General features: G+C 67.3%; 23 protein-coding genes. 12 read left to right on the top strand and 11 right to left on the bottom strand.

Annotated elements, in window-relative coordinates:
• Window positions 1-9: 9 nt before the first annotated feature.
• Entirely contained in the window at window positions 10-453 is a 444-nt protein-coding gene (locus GV001_RS13355; RefSeq protein ID WP_160080611.1) for a thioesterase family protein, read from the bottom strand.
• Window positions 454-584: 131 nt separating this feature from the next.
• Between GV001_RS13355 and GV001_RS13350 the strand changes: the two genes are divergently transcribed.
• Both GV001_RS13350 and pyrF read left to right on the top strand, forming a co-directional pair.
• Window positions 585-1301, top strand: a complete 717-nt coding sequence (locus GV001_RS13350; RefSeq protein ID WP_256664917.1) for a ZIP family metal transporter — start codon at window positions 585-587, stop codon at window positions 1299-1301.
• A 67-nt stretch (window positions 1302-1368) separates the two neighbouring features.
• Complete coding sequence (gene pyrF, locus GV001_RS13345) at window positions 1369-2070, top strand: orotidine-5'-phosphate decarboxylase (protein WP_160080607.1); 702 nt, start codon at window positions 1369-1371, stop codon at window positions 2068-2070.
• A gap of 4 nt (window positions 2071-2074) precedes the next feature.
• Here the strand turns inward: pyrF and GV001_RS13340 are convergent, their stop codons facing one another.
• On the bottom strand, window positions 2075-2503 hold the full coding sequence (locus GV001_RS13340; RefSeq protein WP_160080605.1) for a GNAT family N-acetyltransferase: 429 nt from the start codon (window positions 2501-2503) through the stop codon (window positions 2075-2077).
• Window positions 2504-2643: 140 nt separating this feature from the next.
• Here GV001_RS13340 and GV001_RS13335 point away from each other — a divergent pair, with 140 nt between their 5' ends.
• Together GV001_RS13335 and GV001_RS13330 are read left to right on the top strand one after the other, a co-directional pair.
• On the top strand, window positions 2644-3405 hold the full coding sequence (locus GV001_RS13335) for an SDR family oxidoreductase (protein WP_160080603.1): 762 nt from the start codon (window positions 2644-2646) through the stop codon (window positions 3403-3405).
• Between the two features lie 198 nt (window positions 3406-3603).
• Window positions 3604-4500 carry a bile acid:sodium symporter family protein gene (locus GV001_RS13330; RefSeq protein WP_160080601.1) on the top strand — a complete coding sequence of 299 codons (897 nt, stop codon included), beginning with the start codon at window positions 3604-3606 and terminating at the stop codon, window positions 4498-4500.
• 63 nt (window positions 4501-4563) lie between these two features.
• Here GV001_RS13330 and GV001_RS13325 read toward each other — a convergent pair whose 3' ends face one another.
• Both GV001_RS13325 and GV001_RS13320 read right to left on the bottom strand, forming a co-directional pair.
• Entirely contained in the window at window positions 4564-5766 is a 1203-nt protein-coding gene (locus GV001_RS13325; protein ID WP_160080599.1) for a benzoate/H(+) symporter BenE family transporter, read from the bottom strand.
• On the bottom strand, window positions 5766-6380 hold the full coding sequence (locus GV001_RS13320; protein WP_160080597.1) for a LysE family translocator: 615 nt from the start codon (window positions 6378-6380) through the stop codon (window positions 5766-5768). Before GV001_RS13320 ends, GV001_RS13325 begins: the two co-directional genes overlap by 1 nt.
• Before the next feature lie 136 nt (window positions 6381-6516).
• Here GV001_RS13320 and GV001_RS13315 point away from each other — a divergent pair, with 136 nt between their 5' ends.
• On the top strand, window positions 6517-7155 hold the full coding sequence (locus GV001_RS13315; RefSeq protein WP_160080595.1) for a hypothetical protein: 639 nt from the start codon (window positions 6517-6519) through the stop codon (window positions 7153-7155).
• Window positions 7156-7166: 11 nt separating this feature from the next.
• On the opposite strand, the gene GV001_RS13310 is transcribed toward GV001_RS13315, so the two are convergent.
• Complete coding sequence (locus GV001_RS13310; protein ID WP_160080593.1) at window positions 7167-7619, bottom strand: MarR family winged helix-turn-helix transcriptional regulator; 453 nt, start codon at window positions 7617-7619, stop codon at window positions 7167-7169.
• A gap of 83 nt (window positions 7620-7702) precedes the next feature.
• On the opposite strand from GV001_RS13310, the gene GV001_RS13305 reads away from it, so the two are divergent.
• Window positions 7703-8863: a PLP-dependent aminotransferase family protein gene (locus tag GV001_RS13305; protein WP_160080591.1), complete on the top strand. Its 1161-nt coding sequence runs from the start codon at window positions 7703-7705 to the stop codon at window positions 8861-8863.
• A 2-nt stretch (window positions 8864-8865) separates the two neighbouring features.
• Entirely contained in the window at window positions 8866-9468 is a 603-nt protein-coding gene (locus tag GV001_RS13300) for a glutathione S-transferase family protein (RefSeq protein WP_160080589.1), read from the top strand.
• A 40-nt stretch (window positions 9469-9508) separates the two neighbouring features.
• On the opposite strand, the gene GV001_RS13295 is transcribed toward GV001_RS13300, so the two are convergent.
• From GV001_RS13295 to GV001_RS13275, 5 genes are all read right to left on the bottom strand, one after another.
• Window positions 9509-9880: a glutaredoxin gene (locus tag GV001_RS13295; RefSeq protein WP_160080587.1), complete on the bottom strand. Its 372-nt coding sequence runs from the start codon at window positions 9878-9880 to the stop codon at window positions 9509-9511.
• A gap of 143 nt (window positions 9881-10023) precedes the next feature.
• The gene (folE, locus tag GV001_RS13290) at window positions 10024-10569 is read right to left on the bottom strand and encodes a GTP cyclohydrolase I FolE (protein WP_160080584.1); all 546 of its coding nucleotides are present in this window, start codon (window positions 10567-10569) and stop codon (window positions 10024-10026) included.
• A gap of 109 nt (window positions 10570-10678) precedes the next feature.
• A complete protein-coding gene (locus GV001_RS13285) occupies window positions 10679-11236 on the bottom strand; it encodes a Smr/MutS family protein (RefSeq protein ID WP_160080582.1) in 558 nt (185 codons plus the stop codon).
• A gap of 292 nt (window positions 11237-11528) precedes the next feature.
• Complete coding sequence (locus tag GV001_RS13280) at window positions 11529-11864, bottom strand: hypothetical protein (RefSeq protein WP_160080580.1); 336 nt, start codon at window positions 11862-11864, stop codon at window positions 11529-11531.
• A 74-nt stretch (window positions 11865-11938) separates the two neighbouring features.
• On the bottom strand, window positions 11939-12532 hold the full coding sequence (locus tag GV001_RS13275; RefSeq protein WP_160080578.1) for a cysteine hydrolase family protein: 594 nt from the start codon (window positions 12530-12532) through the stop codon (window positions 11939-11941).
• 156 nt (window positions 12533-12688) lie between these two features.
• Between GV001_RS13275 and prmB the strand changes: the two genes are divergently transcribed.
• The gene (prmB, locus tag GV001_RS13270) at window positions 12689-13603 is read left to right on the top strand and encodes a 50S ribosomal protein L3 N(5)-glutamine methyltransferase (protein ID WP_160080576.1); all 915 of its coding nucleotides are present in this window, start codon (window positions 12689-12691) and stop codon (window positions 13601-13603) included.
• 143 nt (window positions 13604-13746) lie between these two features.
• Here the strand turns inward: prmB and GV001_RS13265 are convergent, their stop codons facing one another.
• Complete coding sequence (locus GV001_RS13265) at window positions 13747-14526, bottom strand: hypothetical protein (RefSeq protein WP_160080574.1); 780 nt, start codon at window positions 14524-14526, stop codon at window positions 13747-13749.
• A 167-nt stretch (window positions 14527-14693) separates the two neighbouring features.
• On the opposite strand from GV001_RS13265, the gene aroC reads away from it, so the two are divergent.
• The 4 genes from aroC to GV001_RS13245 are packed head-to-tail and all read left to right on the top strand — an operon-like array spanning window position 14694 to window position 18137.
• Entirely contained in the window at window positions 14694-15785 is a 1092-nt protein-coding gene (aroC, locus tag GV001_RS13260) for a chorismate synthase (protein WP_160080572.1), read from the top strand.
• Entirely contained in the window at window positions 15782-16936 is a 1155-nt protein-coding gene (locus GV001_RS13255; protein ID WP_160080570.1) for an MFS transporter, read from the top strand. The genes aroC and GV001_RS13255 overlap by 4 nt, the downstream gene beginning before the upstream one ends.
• Window positions 16933-17544 (top strand): methylthioribulose 1-phosphate dehydratase, encoded by a 612-nt coding sequence (locus GV001_RS13250; RefSeq protein ID WP_160080568.1) that lies wholly within the window; start codon window positions 16933-16935, stop codon window positions 17542-17544. Before GV001_RS13255 ends, GV001_RS13250 begins: the two co-directional genes overlap by 4 nt.
• 47 nt (window positions 17545-17591) lie before the next feature.
• The gene (locus GV001_RS13245) at window positions 17592-18137 is read left to right on the top strand and encodes an acireductone dioxygenase (RefSeq protein ID WP_160080566.1); all 546 of its coding nucleotides are present in this window, start codon (window positions 17592-17594) and stop codon (window positions 18135-18137) included.
• The last annotated feature ends 3 nt before the right edge of the window (window positions 18138-18140 follow it).

Raw genomic sequence — 18140 nt, 5'->3', positions numbered from 1 at the left:
TCGCCAGCTTCAGGCCAGCCAGTTGACCGTGGGAAAGGTCGCGCGAAAATCCGCGGGCATCTCGACCACCTTGCCCAGGCTGTAGTCGAAGAACACGAAGCCGGATTTGGCCAGGGCGATCAGCGTGCCATCGGCCGGGCGCGTGATGCGGAAGATGATGTCGCCGCCGTAGCGGTTGAAATCCATCACGCCGACCTCGAACAGCAGCTGGTCGCGGGCATGGGCTTCGGCGCGGTACATGGTGGCCAGATCGGTGACGATGATGCCGGGGCCGCTGGCGGAGGTTTCGCGGATGCCGAAGTCGAACAGGAAACGCGCCCGTGCCTCGGAAATCATCGAGATCATCGAGTCGTTGCTGAGGTGGTTGGCGGCGTTGATATCGGTGCTGCGCACGGTCATGTGGCTGCTGTAGCAGAAGCTCTGCCGGGAAAAGTCGAGTGTGAGACGGGCCATGGGGCATGCTGCGCGGGAACGGGGCGCACAGTCTAACCCCGTACGGCTGATCTGGCGCAGTGCCAGGTGCAGCCGCCAGGGTTAAGCTGGCCGAGCAGTGAAGGGAGCAGGACGTGGCAACAAGCATAACGATGCAAGCCGGCCTGTGGGGGCTGGTGGCGGCCAGCAGCCTGTTGCTCGGCGCGCTGTTCGGGGTTTACCTGAACCTGTCGAAACGCGTGGTGGCGACCATCATGGCTTATGGCAGTGGCGTGCTGATCGGCGCCATGTGCTTCGAACAGATCCCCGAGGCGCGCCGTCTGGGTGGGCTCACGGCGACCCTGCTGGGCCTGCTCTGCGGTGGCGCGCTGTTCGTGGTGATCGACGAGTGGCTGGACCGCATCGAATACCAGCACCGCCGCCGGGTGGGCCGGCGCACCTCCATGCTCGGCCTGCTGATTGCCGCCGGGGCCTTTCTCGACGGCATTCCGGAATCCCTCGGCCTGGGCCTGGGTCTGATCGATGGCGGCTCGGTGAGCCAGATGCTGCTGGTGGCGATCTTCCTCTCCAACCTGCCGGAAAGCCTGGCCAGCGCCAACGGCCTGCGCGCCGAAGGGCATAGCAAGGCCTATATCTTTGGCCTGTGGGGCGTGATCGTGCTGCTTTCCGGGCTGGCGGCCATGGCCGGTCCGGCGCTGTTCGCCGAGCTGCCGCCGCTGTGGCTGGGGGTGGCCCTGAGCTTCTCCGCCGGGGCGGTCATGTGCATGCTGGTCGATACGCTGATTCCCGAGGCCTTTTCCAGCACCCATGCGCTGACCGGGCTGATCACCCTGGCCGGCTTCATGACCGCCCTGGCCCTGGATGGCTAGTCCGCTCTGACGCTGCCGGCGGCCTGCGCTACAATGCGCCGCGTTCCGATTTGCCAGCGAGCCCGTCATGTCCTGCCAGTCCCCGATTATCGTTGCCCTCGACTTCCCCTCCCGCGATGCCGCCCTGGCCCTGGCCGAACGGCTCGACCCGGCGCAGTGCCGGCTCAAGGTGGGCAAGGAACTGTTCACCCGTAGCGGCCCGGCGGTGGTCGAGACCCTGCAGAGCAAGGGTTTCGAAGTGTTCCTCGACCTGAAATTCCACGATATCCCCAACACCACGGCCATGGCGGTCAAGGCCGCCGCCGAGCTGGGCGTGTGGATGGTCAACGTGCATTGCTCCGGTGGCCTGCGCATGATGGCGGCCTGCCGCAACGAGCTGGACAAGCTGAGCGGCGCCAAACCGCTGCTGATCGGCGTGACCGTGCTGACCAGCATGGAACGCGAGGACCTGGCCGGCATCGGCCTGGACATCGAGCCGCAGCAGCAGGTGCTGCGCCTGGCCGGTCTGGCGGCCCAGGCCGGGATGGACGGCCTGGTCTGCTCGGCCCAGGAGGCGCCGGCGCTGAAGGCTGCGCAGCCGGCCCTGCAGCTGGTCACCCCGGGCATCCGTCCGGCGGGCAGTGCGGCCGACGACCAGCGCCGCATCCTCACCCCGGCCGACGCCATCAAGGCCGGCTCCGACTACCTGGTGATCGGCCGGCCGATCAGCCAGGCCGCCGACCCGGCCCAGGCGCTGGCTGCCGTGGTGGCCGAGCTGCAGGGCGCCTGATCGATCAGGCGGGTAGGCGCTTCTTCAGGTAGAAGCGCTGGTGCCCCGGCGGACAATCCTCCAGTACGCCCATCTGCTCATAACCCTGTTTCTGGTAGAAGCCGGGCGCCTGGAAACTGTAGGTATAGAGAAATACGCCGGTGCAGCCGCGCCGGCGCGCTTCGTCCTCGGCCAGGCCCAGCAGGTGGGCGCCCAGGCCACTGCCGCGCTGGCTGTCGGCCAGCCACAGGTAGTCGATGTACAGCCAGCCCATGCCGGAGTGGCCGAACAGGCCGCCAACCACCTGATTCTCGCTGTCGCGGGCATAGAGTTCGAAGTCGCGATAGGCGTAGTCGCCGATCTGCGCCTGGTTGAAGGCTTCCAGGCCGGCACGCACCTGCGCCATGGCCGTTGCGTCGGCCCCCAGGGTGAATCGATAGTTCGTCAGTGTCATGTCGCCTCCCGAGATGAGCGCGCAGTCTAGCGCCATCATTTGCCTGCATGGCAGCCCCTACGGCTTTCTGATAGTGCTGCTCGGCGCCGTCCGGGCTGGCTAGACTCCGCTCAATTTCAACGCCTTGCGAGGACGCAGCAATGAGCATGAGTTTTTCCGGCAAAGTAGCCTTGGTCACCGGCGGTGCCGCCGGTATCGGTCGTGCCACCGCCCTGGCCTTCGCGGCCGAGGGCCTGCAGGTGGTGGTTTCCGATGTGGATGTGGCCGGCGGTGAAGGCACCGTTGCGCTGATCCGCGAGGCCGGCGGCGAGGCCATCTTCGTGCGCTGCGACGTGGCCCGCGAGGCCGAGGTCAAGACGCTGGTGGAGCGCACTCTGGCCGCTTATGGTCGGCTGGACTACGCCTTCAACAACGCCGGCATCGAGATCGAGAAGGGCCGCCTGGCCGAGGGCAGCGAGGCCGAGTTCGACGCCATCATGGGCGTCAACGTCAAGGGCGTGTGGCTGTGCATGAAGCACCAGTTGCCGGTGATGCTGGCCCAGGGCGGCGGCGCGATCGTCAACACCGCCTCGGTGGCCGGCGTGCTGGCGGCGCCGAAGATGAGCATCTACGCCGCTTCCAAGCATGCGGTGATCGGCCTGACCAAGTCCGCCGCGATCGAATACGCGAAGAAGAAAATCCGCGTCAACGCCGTCTGCCCGGCGGTGATCGACACCGACATGTTCCGCCGCGCCGCCGAGGCCGACCCGAAGAAGGCCGAGTTCGTCGCCGCCATGCACCCGGTCGGGCGCATCGGCAAGGTCGAGGAAATCGCCGGCGCCGTGCTCTACCTGTGCAGTGACGCGGCCGGCTTCACCACGGGGCATTCCCTGGTGGTGGATGGCGGTGCCACCGTCATCTGATCCGCAACGCAAAGGCGCCGAGAGGCGCCTTTTTCATGTCTGCCTGCTACTACCCGCGTCTGGCCGGGGTAGTAGCTCAGCGCAAGCTGCCCCGTTCATCTTCGGTTACAACACTGCAACAGTCTTGGCCCATAAAGCCAGTTACAACGCTGTTGCGCGTCGTGAAGAATCGGCGCCCCGTTACGGAGAACAATAACAATGACCGCATCGCCCTTGCTGACCGCTTTCCTCCCCATCGCCCTGGGCATCATCATGCTCGGCCTGGGGCTGTCCCTGACCCTGGCCGACTTCGCCCGGGTGGCCAAGTTTCCCAAGCCGGTGCTGATCGGCCTGGGCTGCCAGATCGTCCTGCTGCCGCTGCTGTGCTTCCTCATCGCCAAGGGCTTCGGCCTGGCGCCGGCCCTGGCGGTGGGCCTGATGCTGCTGGCGGCCTCGCCAGGCGGCACCTCGGCCAATCTCTACAGCCACCTGGCGCACGGCGACGTGGCGCTGAACATCACCCTGACCGCGGTGAATTCGGTGATCGCGGTGCTGACCATGCCGTTCATCGTCAACCTGTCGCTGCAGTACTTCATGACCGCCGACCAGGCTCTGCCGCTGCAGTTCGGCAAGGTGGTGCAGGTGTTCGCCATCGTCCTCGGCCCGGTAGTCATCGGCATGTTCCTGCGCAGCCGCTTCCCCGGTTTTGCCGCGCGCATGGACAAGCCGGTGAAGCTCGGTTCGGCCCTGTTCCTGGTGCTGGTGATCCTGCTGGCGTTCGTCAAGGACTGGCAGACCGTGGTCGACTACGCCCCGGTGGTGGGCATGGCGGCCCTGGTCTTCAACCTGGTCAGCCTCGGCGTCGGCTACTTCGTGCCGCGCCTGCTCAAGCTGCCGCTGCGCCAGGCGGTGGCAATCGGCATGGAAATCGGCATCCACAACGGCACCCTGGCGATTGCCCTGGCGCTCAGCCCGATGCTACTGAACAACTCGACCATGGCCATCCCGGCGGCGATCTACAGCTTCATCATGTTCTTCACCGCGGCCGCATTCGGCTGGTGGGTCAACTTCGCCCACGGCAAGCAGCTAGCGGCGGAAGAAGTCCAGGCGGCCTGAAGCGACGGCCTTCGGTAGAAATGCCCGGGCAGTCCCGGGCTTTTTTCTGCCTGTGGATCGCCGCTAGCGGCCCTTGCGCCAGTTGAGGATACCCAGGGTCAGGGCGCCGGCGATCAGGCCCCAGAAGGCCGAGCCGATGCCCAGCAGGGTCATGCCCGAGGCGGTGGTCATGAAGGTGACCAGAGCCGCGTCGCGCTGGCCGGGCTCGTGCATGGCCTGGGCCAGGCCGTTGCCGATCGAGCCGAGCAGCGCCAGGGCGGCGATCGACAGCACCAGCGCCGCCGGCAGGGCGGCGAACAGCGCGGCCAGGGTGGCGGCGAAGATCCCGGCGGTGAGGTTGAACACGCCGTTCCACAGTGCCGCGGTGTAGCGCTTGCGCTTGTCCTCGTGAGCCTCGGCGCCGGTGCAGATGGCGGCGCTGATGGCGGCCAGGTTGATGCCGTGGGAGCCGAACGGTGCCAGCAGCAGCGAGGCGAGGCCGGTGCTGGCGATCAGCGGCGAGGGCGGTACGTCGTAGCCGTCGGCGCGCAGCACGGCAAGGCCGGGGATGTTCTGAGAGGCCATGGCCACCACGAACAGCGGCAGGCCGATACTGATGGCGGCGCCGAAGGAGAAGCTCGGCGTGGTCCATAGCGGCAGCGTCACCTCCAGCCGGATCTGGCTGAAATCGAGCAGGCCCTGCGCCGCGGCCGTCACCCCGCCCACCAGCAGTGCGGTGAGCACCGCATAGCGCGGTGCCAGGCGCTTGCCGAGCAGAAAGCTGAAGAACATCGCCAGCACCAGCGCCGTGCTGCTCTGCGCGGCGACGAAGATCTCGCTGCCGATGCGCAACAGGATGCCGGCCAGCAGCGCCGCCGCCAGCGAGGACGGCAGGTGGCGCATGACCCGCGCGAAGGTGCCGGAGAGGCCGAGCAGGCTGAGCAGCACGGCGCAGATGACGAAGGCACCGATGGCCTCGGGGTAGCTCACCCCCGGCAGGCTGGTGATCAGCAGTGCGGCGCCCGGCGTCGACCAGGCCACCACCACCGGCGCGCGGTAGCGCAGCGACAGGCCGATGGTGCAGAGGCCCATGCCGACCGCCAGGGCCCACAGCCAGGAGGCGATTTGCGCGGCGCTCAGGCCCGCAGCCTGGCCGGCCTGGAACATCAGCACCAGCGAGCTGGTGTGGCCGGTGAGCATGGCGACGAAGCCGGCCACCACGGCGGAGGGCGAGGAGTCGGCCAGCGGACGCAGGCGTGTGGAAGTGTCCATGGCTTCCAGGGTCATCACAGGCTTCCCTTGACGTCGATCAGGATAGGGTAGAGCGAGGCTACCAGCAGCAGCGCCATGCCGATATTGAAGGCGCGCAGCACGCGCGGCTCATCCAGCCAGCGGCGCAGCAGGCTGCCGGCCACGGTCCAGAGGCCGACGCTGGGGCAGTTGACCGCGGCGAACAGGGCGGCGATCAGCAGCACGTTGACCAGGAAACCGTCCTGCGGGGTGTAGGTGGTGATGGCGCCGATGGCCATGATCCAGGCCTTGGGGTTGACCCACTGGAAGGCCGCCGCCTGGATAAAGGTGAAGGGCTTGCCGTGCGCCCGGCCGCTGGTGTCCGGCGCCCCGGAACCGGCGATCTTCCAGGCCAGGTACAGCAGGTAGGCGCCGCCGGCGTAGCGCAGCGCCGTGTACAGCGGCGGGAAGCGCTCGAACAGCTGCCCCAGGCCGAGGCCCACGGCGATCACCAGGACCATGAAGCCCAGGCTGATGCCGAGCATGTGCGGCACGCTGCGGCGTACGCCGAAGTTCACCCCGGAGGCCAGCAGCATCATGTTGTTCGGGCCCGGGGTCACCGAGGTGACGAAGGCAAAGGCGATAAAGGCGATCAGCAGTTCGGCGGTCATGGCGGCTCTCCGGGCTTGCTGGCAGCCTATGCGCTGTTAGGCTGGGCGTCGCGGTACAGCGAACGCGTCAATGGGCGGTACAGTTTTCGCCTAGCCGTGGATCGCTCGTCACTGTTCCATCCATCAAGGACGTCCCATGCAACCGGAAAATCCCTATGCCGCGCCGCAGGTGGCGCTGCTCGATACGCCGGCGCCCCGGCCGCTGAGCGGCTGGAGTGTCGGCCAGCTGCAATTGCTCGGCTGGCTGTCGCTGGTTTCGCTGCTCGGCAGCCTGGTGGTCACCGTGCTGGTGCTGCTGGTCGATGAGCAGGCCGCCGTGGCGCTGCGGCGCGGCATGGATGCCCTGAGCCTGGCCACCGTGCTGCTCGGCAGCTACCTGTTGCTGCGCCTGAAGGTCTTTGCCGAACAACGCTTCGAGGCCCGCGGTCTGGCCTTTCCTGTGTGGGCCATGGTGCTGCTCGGCCTGTTGCTGGAGGGCCTGGACCTGCTCTGGGGCGAGGGCCTGTTCAACCGGATCGACTGGAGATCCATCCTCTACTTCGCCGTGCTGGTGCTGCTCGGCATCGCCACCCTGTGGCTGGGCATCCGCCTGCTGCAGGTGCCCGACGTCTACCCGGTATTCCGCGTGATGGCCTGGATGGACATAGTCGGTGGCGGCATGCTGGCCTCGGTGCTGCTGATGGTGCTGGCCATCCTGCCGCTGCTGGGCGGCTCGCTGTGCATGATGCTGGTGTTCTTCCGCGCCGCCGCCGAGCTGCGCGGCCAGTCGGCCTGAACCGGGGCCTCTCAGTCCTCGGCGCCGGTCTGGCGGGTCTTGCCGAGCAGCTGGTTGACCGCCAGCCAGTTGTTCATGCTGGCTTCCCCGGCCTCGTGCAAGACCCGTTCGAGCAGCCTGGTCTGCTCGCGGCGCAGGGCCTGTTCCAGCTTGGCACCGTCGGCGGTCAGCGCCAGCAGGCGTTTGCGCTTGTCGTCCTGCGCCGCCACGCTCTCCACCAGGTGCATTTCCAGCAGTTGGCGCAGCGGCGTGTTGAGCGCCTGCTTGCTCACCCCGAGGTAGCCGAACAGCTGCTTGACGCTCAGCCCCGGATAGCGGGCGATGAAGAACAGGATGCGGTGATGCACCCGCGACAGGCCGCGGCGGGCGAGGATTTCGTCCGGCTTGGTGGTGAAGGCCTGGTAGCCGAAGAAGAAGGCTTCCATGGCGGTTAGCTGGCCGGTCGGCTTTTTCAGGTCAAACATATTGACGTATCTGTTCGAGGCGGCGTAGTTTCGGTCAACGAGTTTGACCCAATTTGTCCTGCCTTTGCTACTGGTGATTTGTCATGGCCTTCTCCGAACGCGTTGCCCGCCTGAAAAGCTCCCTGATCCGTGAAATCCTCGCTGCGGCGCAGCGTCCGGAGGTGATGTCCTTCGCCGGCGGCCTGCCGGCCGAGCCGATGCTGCCGAAGGTGGACTGGAGCGGGATGCCGGCCGGCATCAGTCAGTACGGCATGAGCGAAGGCGAGCCGGAACTGCGCGAGCGCATCGCCGCCGAGGCGCGCCTGCTCGGCGTGCCGTGCGAGGCCAGCCAGGTGCTGGTGGTCAGCGGTTCGCAGCAGACCCTCGACCTGGCCAGCAAGCTGTTCATCGATCCGGGCACGGAAATTCTCGTTGAGGCGCCGACCTACCTGGCCGCGCTGCAGTCCTTCCAGCTGTTCGGTGCCGACTGCATCACCGTGCCCCAGGAGGCAGACGGCCCGGACCTGGAGGCCCTGCGCGAGCGCCTGCAGCAGCACAAGCCGGCCTTCGCCTACCTGATTCCGACCTTCCAGAACCCTTCGGCGGTGCGCTACAGCGAGGCCAAGCGCGATGCGGTGGCGACCCTGCTCGACGAGTTCAACGTCACCCTGATCGAGGACGAACCCTACCGCGACCTGGTGTTCGACGCCGGCAGCGCCACGCCCATCGTCAGCCGCCTCAAGCGCGCCAGCTGGATCTACACCGGGACCATGTCCAAGACCCTGCTGCCGGGCCTGCGCGTCGGCTACCTGATCGCCACGCCCGACCTGTTCCCGCACCTGCTGCGCCTGAAGCAGTCGGCCGACCTGCACACCAACCGCATCGGCCAGTGGCAGGCCCTGCAGTGGCTGGGCACCGAGCAGTACCACGCGCACCTGGCCGAACTGCGCGACTTCTACCGCCAGCGCCGCGATGCCATGCAGGCGGCCCTGGAGGAACACTTCAGCGACCTGGCCGACTGGCAGGTGCCGCAGGGCGGCCTGTTCTTCTGGCTGACCCTCAAGCAGCCGCTGGACACCCGCAGCCTGCTGCAGCCGGCCATGGCGCAGAACGTGGCGTTCATGCCGGGCGAGCCGTTCTTCACCGAGCCGGATGCCAACCCGGGCTACCTGCGCCTGAACTTCAGCCACGTCGAGCCGGCCCGCCTGGGCGAAGGCCTGCGCCGCCTGGCCGCAGTGGTGCGCGAGGCCCAGGGGAGTAAATAGACATGCTCAAGGTTTACGGCGATTACCGTTCCGGCAACTGCTACAAGGTCAAACTGATGCTGCACCTGCTCGGCCGCGAGTACGAGTGGGTCCCGGTCGACATCCTCAAGGGCGAGACGCAGACCCCGGAGTTCCTGGCCAAGAACCCGAACGGCAAGATCCCGGTGCTGGAGCTGGACGACGGCACCTGCCTGTGGGAGTCCAATGCCATCCTCAATTTCCTCGCCGAGGGCAGCGAGTTCCTCCCCGGCGAGCCGCGCCTGCGCACCCAGGTGCTGCAGTGGCAGTTCTTCGAGCAGTACAGCCATGAGCCGTACATTGCCGTGGCGCGCTTCATCCAGCTGTACCAGGGCCGCCCGGCCGAGCGCGAGGAAGAGTTCAAGGTCTGCCAGGTGCGCGGCTACAAGGCGCTCAAGGTGATGGAGCAGCAGCTCAACCGCACGCCGTACCTGGTCGGCGAGCACTATTCGATCGCCGACATCGCCCTGTATGCCTACACCCACGTGGCCCACGAAGGCGGCTTCGACCTGTCCGGCTTCCCGGCGATCAACGCCTGGCTGGCGCGGGTGGCCAGCCAGCCACGGCATGTCGGCATGCTCGACTGAGAGTGAGCAAGCCAGGGCCAAAGCGGCCCTGGCCCGAGCCTCACTGGGCGGCGAAGCGCTCGTTCAGGTAGGCGCTGATCGCCTTGGACTCGTACAGCCAGCGGCTCTCGCCCTGTTCCTCGATGCGCAGGCAGGGCACCTGCAGCTTGCCGCCTTGCTCCAGCAGGGCCTGGCGGTGGCTGCTGTCGTTCTTCGCATCGCGCAGCGCCAGCGGCACATTCAGGCGGTGCAGGGTGCGCCGGGTCTTCACGCAGAACGGGCAGGCATGGAACTGGTACAGCGCCAGGCCGGCGGCTTCCCGCTCGACTTGGGCTTGCGCCTCGGCGCTGCGCTTGAGCTGGCGCGGGCGGGTGAGGAAATCGATGAGGATGATGAGCTGGCCGAGGCCGATTCGCAGCGCTTTGAGCAGCATCGCCGAAAATTCCTGAAGGGGTGACTGAACGGGCCGGCAGGGTACCCGAGTAGACCGGGTTTGGCTGCAGCGAATAGCGCCTCGGGCTGAAACACCGCCCATGAAAAACCGGCCCGCAGGCCGGTTTCTTATTGCCGCGGCAATCAGCGGATCAGGCTGAGGAACTCGCTGCGGGTGGCAGCGTTCTCGCGGAACTCGCCGAGCATCACCGAGGTGACCATGGACGAGTTCTGCTTCTCCACGCCGCGCATCATCATGCACATGTGCTGGGCTTCGATGACCACGGCCACGCCCAGCGCCCCGGTGACCTGCTGGATCGCCTCGGCGATCTGCCGGCTGAGGTTTTCCTGGATCTGCAGGCGCCGCGCGTACATGTCGACGATGCGCGCCACCTTGGACAGGCCGAGCACCTTGCCGTTGGGAATGTAGGCCACATGGGCCTTGCCGATGAACGGCAGCAGGTGGTGTTCGCACAGCGAATACAGCTCGATGTTCTTCACCAGCACCATTTCGCTGTTGTCGGAGCTGAACAGGGCGTCGTTGGTGACTTCCTCCAGCGTCTGCTGGTAGCCCTTGCAGAGGTACTGCATGGCCTTGGCGGCACGTTTCGGCGTGTCGAGCAGGCCTTCGCGGGAGGCGTCCTCGCCGAGCTGGCCGAGAATCGCGGTGTAATGCTGTTCCAGGGACATGGATCTTCCTGTGGGGCTATCAAAAATTCGCAGAGGCGCAGGGTAGGGCGCAGCTGCGGGGCTGGCAAGGGCGTCTTGCGCCAGAATGGCTGGCGCCGCACCCCATGGGTTACTCGTCGCGGCCTTCCATCATGGTGCGCTTGAGCAGCACATAAACCGCGCCGGTGCCGCCGTGCCTGGGCAGGCAGGAGGTGAAGCCGAGCACCTGCGGGTGCTGGCGCAGCCAGGTGTTGACGTGGCTTTTGATCAACGGGCGCTTGCCGTCCAGGCGGGCGGCCTTGCCGTGGGTCACCCGCACGCAGCGCACTTCCATGCGCGCGGCTTCGGCGAAAAAGTCCCAGAGGGTGTCGCGGGCCTTTTCCACGCTCATGCCGTGCAGGTCGAGGCTGCCTTCGAAGGGCACCTGACCGGCCTTGAGTTTGCGCAGCTGGCCATCCTGCACGCCGTCGCGGGCCCAGTACAGCTCATCCTCGGCGCCGACATCGATGACGAACAGGTCGGACAGGCCGTCGACCTTGACGCTATCGGTCTTCAGCGTGGCGGCCTGGCGCAGGGTGCTGATGCGCTGGCGGTCGGCCTTGGGTTTGCCGGTTTCGGCGCGGTCATGGCGGATCGGCTTGACGCCACGTACCGCGGATTGGAACAGGGAGAAATCGTCGTCTTGCATAGGGTCTGTTCCCGTTTTGTTCACGGCCGCGACGGAGCCCGTTTTTGCACGGAGCTAGGCGCGAGACGCGAGGTTTGGTCGTCCAAATGAGCCGTCGAGTAACGACGTTCCGCGCAAAAACGGGCCCGTCCCTGCGGGTTGCGCGCAAAATCGCGCCATGCGTCGTTGCGGGGCTTGCCAAGGGAATGACCATTGCCTGCGTCCCACGCCTAGCCTGGCGCGATTTTGCGCAGCAACGCGGTTCGCGAACGAAACGGGAACAGACCCTGGCGCCTCCACTCAGGAGGGCAGTTTACCGGGATCGGCCGCGTTTTTTCAGCAGGCGCGGCGACAGGCTCAGCGCGTTGCCCGTGCGGCGGCTCAGGCGCCGGCGGCAGCGACGCCAGGCGTCGACCCCGCCCCAGAGCAGGAACAGGCCGAGCAGCAGCAGGCTGATGGCCGCGCCGAGGCTGTCGTTCAACGGCCCCAGCGCCGGCGGGCGGCCGAGCAGGGAGGCGCTGCCGGCGAGGAACAGCAGCACGCCGAGGCCGGCAAGCAGGGCGGCCAGTGCCGCGAGAAAACGCCAGCGCCAGCTCGCCGGGCCTCTAGGGCGCAGGCGGCGGGCATCAAATCCAGCGGAGTGCTTCATGCCGACTTCCTCATCAGGTATCGGCGCTATGACCGGCGGCTGGCGCCAGGGTTCCGGTCATTGGGCGGGGAGGCCTAAATCAGTGCCTGGGCCTGCGGCACGACAATCGCGTAGTTGTCGGCCAGGGCCGCCATCTCGATGCGGTGCAGCTGGCGGGCGTCGATCAGCTCGCCGGCATAGGGCAGGTCGCGGGTGGCGCAGGCGCTGTCGACCAGGGTGCAGCGGTAGCCGTAGTCCTTGGCGGCGCGCACGGTGGTGCTGATGCTCGAATGGGTCATGAAGCCGCAGACGATCAGGTCGAGGTGGCCGAGTTGCTGTAGGCCGTCGTGCAGCTCGGTGCCGGCGAAGGCGTTGGGCAGGCGCTTCTCGATCACCAGCTCGCCGGGCTGCGGTTCCAGGCCGGCGATGAAGTGCCCGCGCGGGCCCTGCGGGTCGAGCAGGCCGCCGGGAATGCCGAGGTGGCGCACATGCACCACCGGGGTGCCGAGGTGGCGCGCGGCGTGCAGCAGGGTGCCGATCTGGGTGCAGGTCGCGTCGACGTCCGGCAGCTGCAGGACGCCGCTGCGGTATTCCTCCTGGGCGTCGATGATCAGCAGGGTCGCCTTGCTCAAGGTGGCTGGGGCGTAACCACGGCCAGTCAGCTGGAACAGGGTCTTGGGATCGGACATGGCGCGGGCTCCTGATGCGGCGATGCCTCTATTCTCTGCCTGCCGGGCGCATCTGTGAACCTCCTGCGCGGTTTTCCTTGTGCGCCAAAGGGCGCCCGCCCGGTAAAATGCCGCACTTGCGGCTAGAATCGCGCACCCGTCCTGGAGGTCTGTCCCGTGTCCCAATCCCGCCTGCGCACCCTGCGCGACCATATTCGCTGGGCTGTCAGCCGTTTCCACGCCGAGCAGCTGTTCTTCGGCCACGGCACCGACAATGCCTGGGACGAGGCCCGCCAGCTGGTGCTCGGCGCCCTGCACCTGCCCTGGGAAATCGCCGACGGCTACCTCGACTGCCGCCTGGAGGATGATGAGCAGCAGCACCTGCTGGCGCTGCTCAAGCGGCGCATCGAGGAGCGCGTGCCGACCGCCTACCTGCTGGGCGAGGCCTGGTTCTGCGGCTTGCCCTTCATCGTCGACGAGCGCGTGCTGGTGCCGCGCTCGCCGATCGCCGAGCTGATCGGCCAGCACTTCGCGCCCTGGCTGAGTGGCGAACCGGCGCGCATCCTCGATCTGTGCACCGGCTCCGGCTGCATCGGCATCGCCTGCGCCTATGCCTTCCCGCAGGCCGAAGTGGTGCTGGCCGACCTATCCTTCGAGGCCCTGGAAGTGGCCAACCAGAACATCGAGCGGCATGCCCTGGAAGAGCGCGTGTACACCGTGCAGGGCGACGGATTCGCCGGTCTGCCGGGGCAGCGTTTCGACCTGATAGTGTCCAACCCGCCCTATGTGGATGCCGAGGACTTCGCCGACATGCCGGCCGAATACCAGCACGAACCGGAGCTGGGCCTGGCCTGCGGCGACGATGGCCTGGACCTGGTGCGGCGCATGCTGGCCGAAGCGGCCGACCACCTGAACGAGCAGGGCATCCTGATCGTTGAAGTGGGCAACAGCCAGGTGCATGTCGAGGCGCTGTACCCGGAAGTCGACTTCACCTGGCTGGAGTTCGAGCAGGGCGGCCATGGCGTGTTCCTGCTGGCGGCCAGGCAGTGCCGCGAGCACCAGGCGCTGTTCCGCTCGCGGCTGAAGGGCTGATCTGAGCTCAGGTTTGTCGATCTAGCGAGCTAGAGTCGGGCAAGGCGAAAGCGGGCGAGGGCGCGGAGTTTACTGAGTGTAAATGAGCAGCCCGAGCCCGCTTTCAACACAGCCCGGCCGACGCGCAGCAGATCACCGCACAATCAGCGGGTGGCGATCCAGATCAGCAGACCGGCCTGGAACAGGGCCAGTGCCACCAGGCACATGATGGTGAAGCGCAGGCTGCTGTCCTCGTGCCTGAGCAGCTTGTTCTTCTGCTCCAGCTTGCGCAGCGCGACTTCCTGCTCGTGCAGCTTCTGGTCGGCCTGCTGCAGCATGGCGGCGGCCTCGATGATCTGCACCGGCTGCAGGCGTTCGTTGTTCCACTCGCCGAGCAGGGCGCTGACGCTTGGCGCCCCGTAGCTGGCCTTCATCTGCAGCAGGTCCTGGTACTCGACCTCGAAGCCCTGGGCGCGCAGGAAGTGGTCGCGGCGCTGGCGGGCCTCTTCGCTCGGGATGTCCTTGAGCGCCAGGGCGCCGCCCTCGACCTGGTAGTTGGCCCAGCGCTGGCGGGCCCAGAGTACGCCCTGGGCGACCAGGAAGCGGCCGATGCCGCGGTTGGCCGGTTCGATCTGCAGGCCCTGGTCGGTGCCGAAGCGCACCTCGCGGCTGCGGTGGTCGGCCCACACCTCCAGCACGTTCTGTTCGCGCCGCACGCGCTGGCCGGGCAACTCGATGCTCAGGCGCAGCAGGCTCTGTTCCGGGCTGTGGCGTTCGACGCGGCCGAGCTGGACGAAGCGCAGCGGGCGGGCGCCGGTGTGCCGGTCGGTGGGCAGCGGGGCCAGGCGCAACAGGCGAAACTGTTCCGCCGGCAGGTCCTGCCAGGGGTGCGGTTGCGCGGCGGCGGCTTGGTTTTCGGGTTGAGGGGCGTCGGTATCGGTCATCTCGGGCGTCCTTGGGCCAGGCTGGCGGCGCACTGGCATCCGGATTATCGACCGTTTTGCGCAATTCTGGAGGCTGGCAGTCTGCCAGCGGCGCTCCGCAGGTGAACTGGCCGGACACCGCGGGTATACTGGCGCCCCCTCGTTCAGGCCCTCGCGGAGCTTTCTGCATGTCCGGCAATACCTACGGCAAGCTGTTCACCGTCACCACCGCAGGCGAAAGCCATGGTCCGGCGCTGGTCGCCATCGTCGACGGTTGCCCGCCGGGCATCGAGCTGTCGCTGGAGGACCTGCAGCGCGACCTGGACCGGCGCAAGCCCGGCACCAGCCGCCACACTACCCAGCGCCAGGAAGACGACATCGTCGAGATCCTCGCCGGCGTATTCGAGGGCAAGACCACCGGCTGCGCCATCGGCCTGCTGATCCGCAACACCGACCAGAAGTCCAAGGACTACTCGGCGATCAAGGATCTGTTCCGCCCGGCCCACGCCGACTACACCTATCACCACAAGTACGGCATCCGCGACTACCGTGGCGGTGGCCGCAGCTCGGCGCGCGAAACCGCCATGCGGGTTGCCGCCGGCGCCATCGCCAAGAAGGTGCTGGCCGCTCAAGGCATCGTCATTCGCGGCTATATGAGCCAGCTCGGGCCGATCGAGATCCCGTTCAAGACCTGGGACAGCGTCGAGCAGAACGCCTTCTTCAGCCCCGACCCGGACAAGGTCCCGGAACTGGAGGCCTATATGGACCAGCTGCGCCGCGACCAGGATTCGGTCGGGGCGAAGATCACCGTGGTCGCCGAAGGGGTGATGCCGGGCCTCGGCGAGCCGATCTTCGACCGCCTGGACGCCGAGCTGGCCCACGCGCTGATGAGCATCAACGCGGTCAAGGGCGTGGAGATCGGCGCCGGCTTCGCCGCGGTGGCCCAGCGCGGCACCGAGCACCGCGACGAGCTGACCCCGGAAGGCTTCCTGTCCAACAACGCCGGCGGCATCCTCGGCGGCATCTCCAGCGGCCAGCCGATCGTCGCCCACCTTGCCCTCAAGCCGACCTCCAGCATCACCACCCCGGGCCGCTCCATCGACGTCGATGGCAACCCGGTGGAAGTGATCACCAAGGGCCGCCACGACCCCTGCGTGGGCATCCGCGCCACGCCGATCGCCGAGGCGATGATGGCCATCGTCCTGCTCGACCACCTGCTGCGCCACCGCGCGCAGAACGCCGGGGTCAGCGTCGGCACGCCGGTACTCGGCCAGCTGTGACGACAGCCGCGCTGCCGTACTGGCGCCTGTCCGGCTTCTACCTGTTCTACTTCGCCCTGCTCGGCGCCACGGCGCCGTTCCTCGGCCTGTACTTCGCCCACCTGGGCTTCTCCCCGGCGCGCATCGGCGAGCTGGTGGCGATTCCCATGCTGATGCGCTGCGTGGCGCCCAACCTGTGGGGCTGGCTGGGCGACCACACGGGCCGACGCCTGCTGATCGTGCGCCTCGGCGCGCTGTGCACCCTGTTCAGCCTGAGCCTGATCTTCGTCAGCCAGAGCTACGCCTGGCTGGCCCTGGTGATGGCCCTGCATGCCTTCTTCTGGCATGCGGTGCTGCCGCAGTTCGAGGTGATCACCCTGGCTCACCTGCGCGAGCAGGCGGCGCGCTACACGCAGATCCGCCTGTGGGGCTCGATCGGCTTCATCCTCGCCGTGGTCGCCTTGGGCAAGCTGTTCGATCTGTTCAGCCTGGATGCCTATCCCTGGGCGCTGCTGTTGATCATCGGCGCGATTGCTCTGAGCAGCTTCTGGGTGCCGGATGCCACGCCCCATGTCGCCAGCGCGGTAGCGCCCGGGGCGGGCTTCCTGTTCCAGTTGCGCCAGCCCGGCGTGCTGGCCTTCTACCTGTGCGTGGGGCTGATGCAGCTGTCCCACGGGCCGTACTACACCTTTCTCAGCATCCACCTGGAAGCACTGGGCTATTCGCGCGGGGTAATCGGCGTGCTGTGGGCCCTGGGGGTGATCGCCGAGGTGCTGCTGTTCATGTTCATGGCCCGCCTGCTGCAGCGCTTCAGCCTGCGCCAGGTGCTGCTGGCCAGCTTCCTGATCGCCGCCGGGCGCTGGCTGCTGCTCGGCTACCTGGCCGACAGCCTGGCCGTGCTGCTGTTCGCCCAGCTGCTGCATGCGGCCACTTTCGGCAGCTTCCACGCCGCCGCCATCCATTTCGTCCAGCGCAGCTTCGGCGCCCGCCAGCAGGGCCAGGGCCAGGCGCTGTATGCCGCCCTGGCCGGGGTCGGCGGCGCGCTGGGGGCGTTGTATGCCGGTTACAGCTGGAAGGCCCTGGGCCCCGGCTGGACTTTCGCCCTGGCCAGTCTGGCGGCGCTCGCCGCAGCCGTTATCATGGCCACCCACGTACAGGAGGAGCGGCCATGAACCGCGAACAACTGGCCCGGCAGATCGTCGAAGCCGGGCAATTTCTCTACGGCCGTGGCTGGTCGCCGGCCACCAGCAGCAACTATTCGGTGCGTCTGAGCGCCGATCAGGCGCTGCTCACCGTCTCCGGCAAGCACAAGGGCCAGCTGGGGCTGGACGACGTGCTGGCCACCGACCTGGACGGCAACAGCCTGGAACCGGGCAAGAAGCCCTCGGCCGAGACCCTGCTGCACAGCCAACTGTATCGCTGGCAGGCCGGGATCGGCGCGGTGCTGCACACCCATTCGGTCAACGCCACGGTGCTCTCGCGCCTGGCCCTGAGCGATTCGCTGGTGTTCGCCGACTACGAGCTGCAGAAGGCCTTCGCCGGCATCAGCACCCACGAATGCCAGGTCGAGGTGCCGATCTTCGACAACGACCAGGACATCGCCCGCCTGGCCGCGCGCATCCAGCCCTGGCTGGACGCGCATCCGGACTGCGTCGGCTACCTGATCCGCGGCCACGGCCTGTATACCTGGGGCGCGCAGATGAGCGACGCCCTGCGTCAGATCGAAGCCTTCGAGTTCCTCTTCGAGTGCGAGCTGAAGGTGCGCGCCCTGCAACGCTGAGGCGCATCCCACGCAACATGAGAGCCCGACGGGGCCGGAGATCGACCATGAGCAGCCTGACCGTCTACCACCAGTCCAGCCCGGACCTGCCGAACAAGCTACTGACCCATGCCGAGGATATCGCCAGTACCCTGGCCGCGGTCGGTGTGCGCTTCGAGCGCTGGCAGGCCGGCGCGCCGCTCCAGCCGGGTGCAGGCCAGGACGAGGTGATCGCCGCCTACCGACCGCAGATCGACCAGCTGATGGCCGAGCAAGGCTATGTCACCGTGGATGTGGTCAGCCTGAACAAGGACCACCCGCAGAAGGACGAGCTGCGCGCCAAGTTCCTTGACGAGCACCGCCATGGCGAGGACGAGGTGCGCTTCTTCGTCGCCGGCCGCGGCCTGTTCTGCCTGCATATCGACGATTACGTGTATGCCGTGCTGTGCGAGAAGGGCGACCTGATCTCGGTGCCCGCCGGCACCCGCCACTGGTTCGACATGGGCGAGTTCCCGCACTTCGTGGCGATCCGCCTGTTCAACAACCCCGAGGGCTGGGTGGCCACTTTCACCGGCGACCAGATCGCCAGCCGTTTCCCGCGCCTGGAAGACTGACGC

The organism is Pseudomonas sp. 8AS, from assembly GCF_902506505.1.
Taxonomy (GTDB): domain Bacteria; phylum Pseudomonadota; class Gammaproteobacteria; order Pseudomonadales; family Pseudomonadaceae; genus Aquipseudomonas.
Note: the sequence above shows the minus strand (reverse complement) of the source record. Positions and strands in the feature narration are given on the sequence as shown.

What these genes read in the sequence shown, in the direction of transcription:
- GV001_RS13355 (WP_160080611.1), bottom strand. Translation starts at nt 453, where the DNA reads ATGGCCCGTCTCACACTCGACTTTTCCCGGCAGAGCTTCTGCTACAGC.
- GV001_RS13350 (WP_256664917.1), top strand. Translation starts at nt 585, where the DNA reads ATGCAAGCCGGCCTGTGGGGGCTGGTGGCGGCCAGCAGCCTGTTGCTC.
- pyrF (WP_160080607.1), top strand. Translation starts at nt 1,369, where the DNA reads ATGTCCTGCCAGTCCCCGATTATCGTTGCCCTCGACTTCCCCTCCCGC.
- GV001_RS13340 (WP_160080605.1), bottom strand. Translation starts at nt 2,503, where the DNA reads ATGACACTGACGAACTATCGATTCACCCTGGGGGCCGACGCAACGGCC.
- GV001_RS13335 (WP_160080603.1), top strand. Translation starts at nt 2,644, where the DNA reads ATGAGCATGAGTTTTTCCGGCAAAGTAGCCTTGGTCACCGGCGGTGCC.
- GV001_RS13330 (WP_160080601.1), top strand. Translation starts at nt 3,604, where the DNA reads ATGACCGCATCGCCCTTGCTGACCGCTTTCCTCCCCATCGCCCTGGGC.
- GV001_RS13325 (WP_160080599.1), bottom strand. Translation starts at nt 5,766, where the DNA reads ATGACCCTGGAAGCCATGGACACTTCCACACGCCTGCGTCCGCTGGCC.
- GV001_RS13320 (WP_160080597.1), bottom strand. Translation starts at nt 6,380, where the DNA reads ATGACCGCCGAACTGCTGATCGCCTTTATCGCCTTTGCCTTCGTCACC.
- GV001_RS13315 (WP_160080595.1), top strand. Translation starts at nt 6,517, where the DNA reads ATGCAACCGGAAAATCCCTATGCCGCGCCGCAGGTGGCGCTGCTCGAT.
- GV001_RS13310 (WP_160080593.1), bottom strand. Translation starts at nt 7,619, where the DNA reads ATGTTTGACCTGAAAAAGCCGACCGGCCAGCTAACCGCCATGGAAGCC.
- GV001_RS13305 (WP_160080591.1), top strand. Translation starts at nt 7,703, where the DNA reads ATGGCCTTCTCCGAACGCGTTGCCCGCCTGAAAAGCTCCCTGATCCGT.
- GV001_RS13300 (WP_160080589.1), top strand. Translation starts at nt 8,866, where the DNA reads ATGCTCAAGGTTTACGGCGATTACCGTTCCGGCAACTGCTACAAGGTC.
- GV001_RS13295 (WP_160080587.1), bottom strand. Translation starts at nt 9,880, where the DNA reads ATGCTGCTCAAAGCGCTGCGAATCGGCCTCGGCCAGCTCATCATCCTC.
- folE (WP_160080584.1), bottom strand. Translation starts at nt 10,569, where the DNA reads ATGTCCCTGGAACAGCATTACACCGCGATTCTCGGCCAGCTCGGCGAG.
- GV001_RS13285 (WP_160080582.1), bottom strand. Translation starts at nt 11,236, where the DNA reads ATGCAAGACGACGATTTCTCCCTGTTCCAATCCGCGGTACGTGGCGTC.
- GV001_RS13280 (WP_160080580.1), bottom strand. Translation starts at nt 11,864, where the DNA reads ATGAAGCACTCCGCTGGATTTGATGCCCGCCGCCTGCGCCCTAGAGGC.
- GV001_RS13275 (WP_160080578.1), bottom strand. Translation starts at nt 12,532, where the DNA reads ATGTCCGATCCCAAGACCCTGTTCCAGCTGACTGGCCGTGGTTACGCC.
- GV001_RS13265 (WP_160080574.1), bottom strand. Translation starts at nt 14,526, where the DNA reads ATGACCGATACCGACGCCCCTCAACCCGAAAACCAAGCCGCCGCCGCG.
- aroC (WP_160080572.1), top strand. Translation starts at nt 14,694, where the DNA reads ATGTCCGGCAATACCTACGGCAAGCTGTTCACCGTCACCACCGCAGGC.
- GV001_RS13250 (WP_160080568.1), top strand. Translation starts at nt 16,933, where the DNA reads ATGAACCGCGAACAACTGGCCCGGCAGATCGTCGAAGCCGGGCAATTT.
- GV001_RS13245 (WP_160080566.1), top strand. Translation starts at nt 17,592, where the DNA reads ATGAGCAGCCTGACCGTCTACCACCAGTCCAGCCCGGACCTGCCGAAC.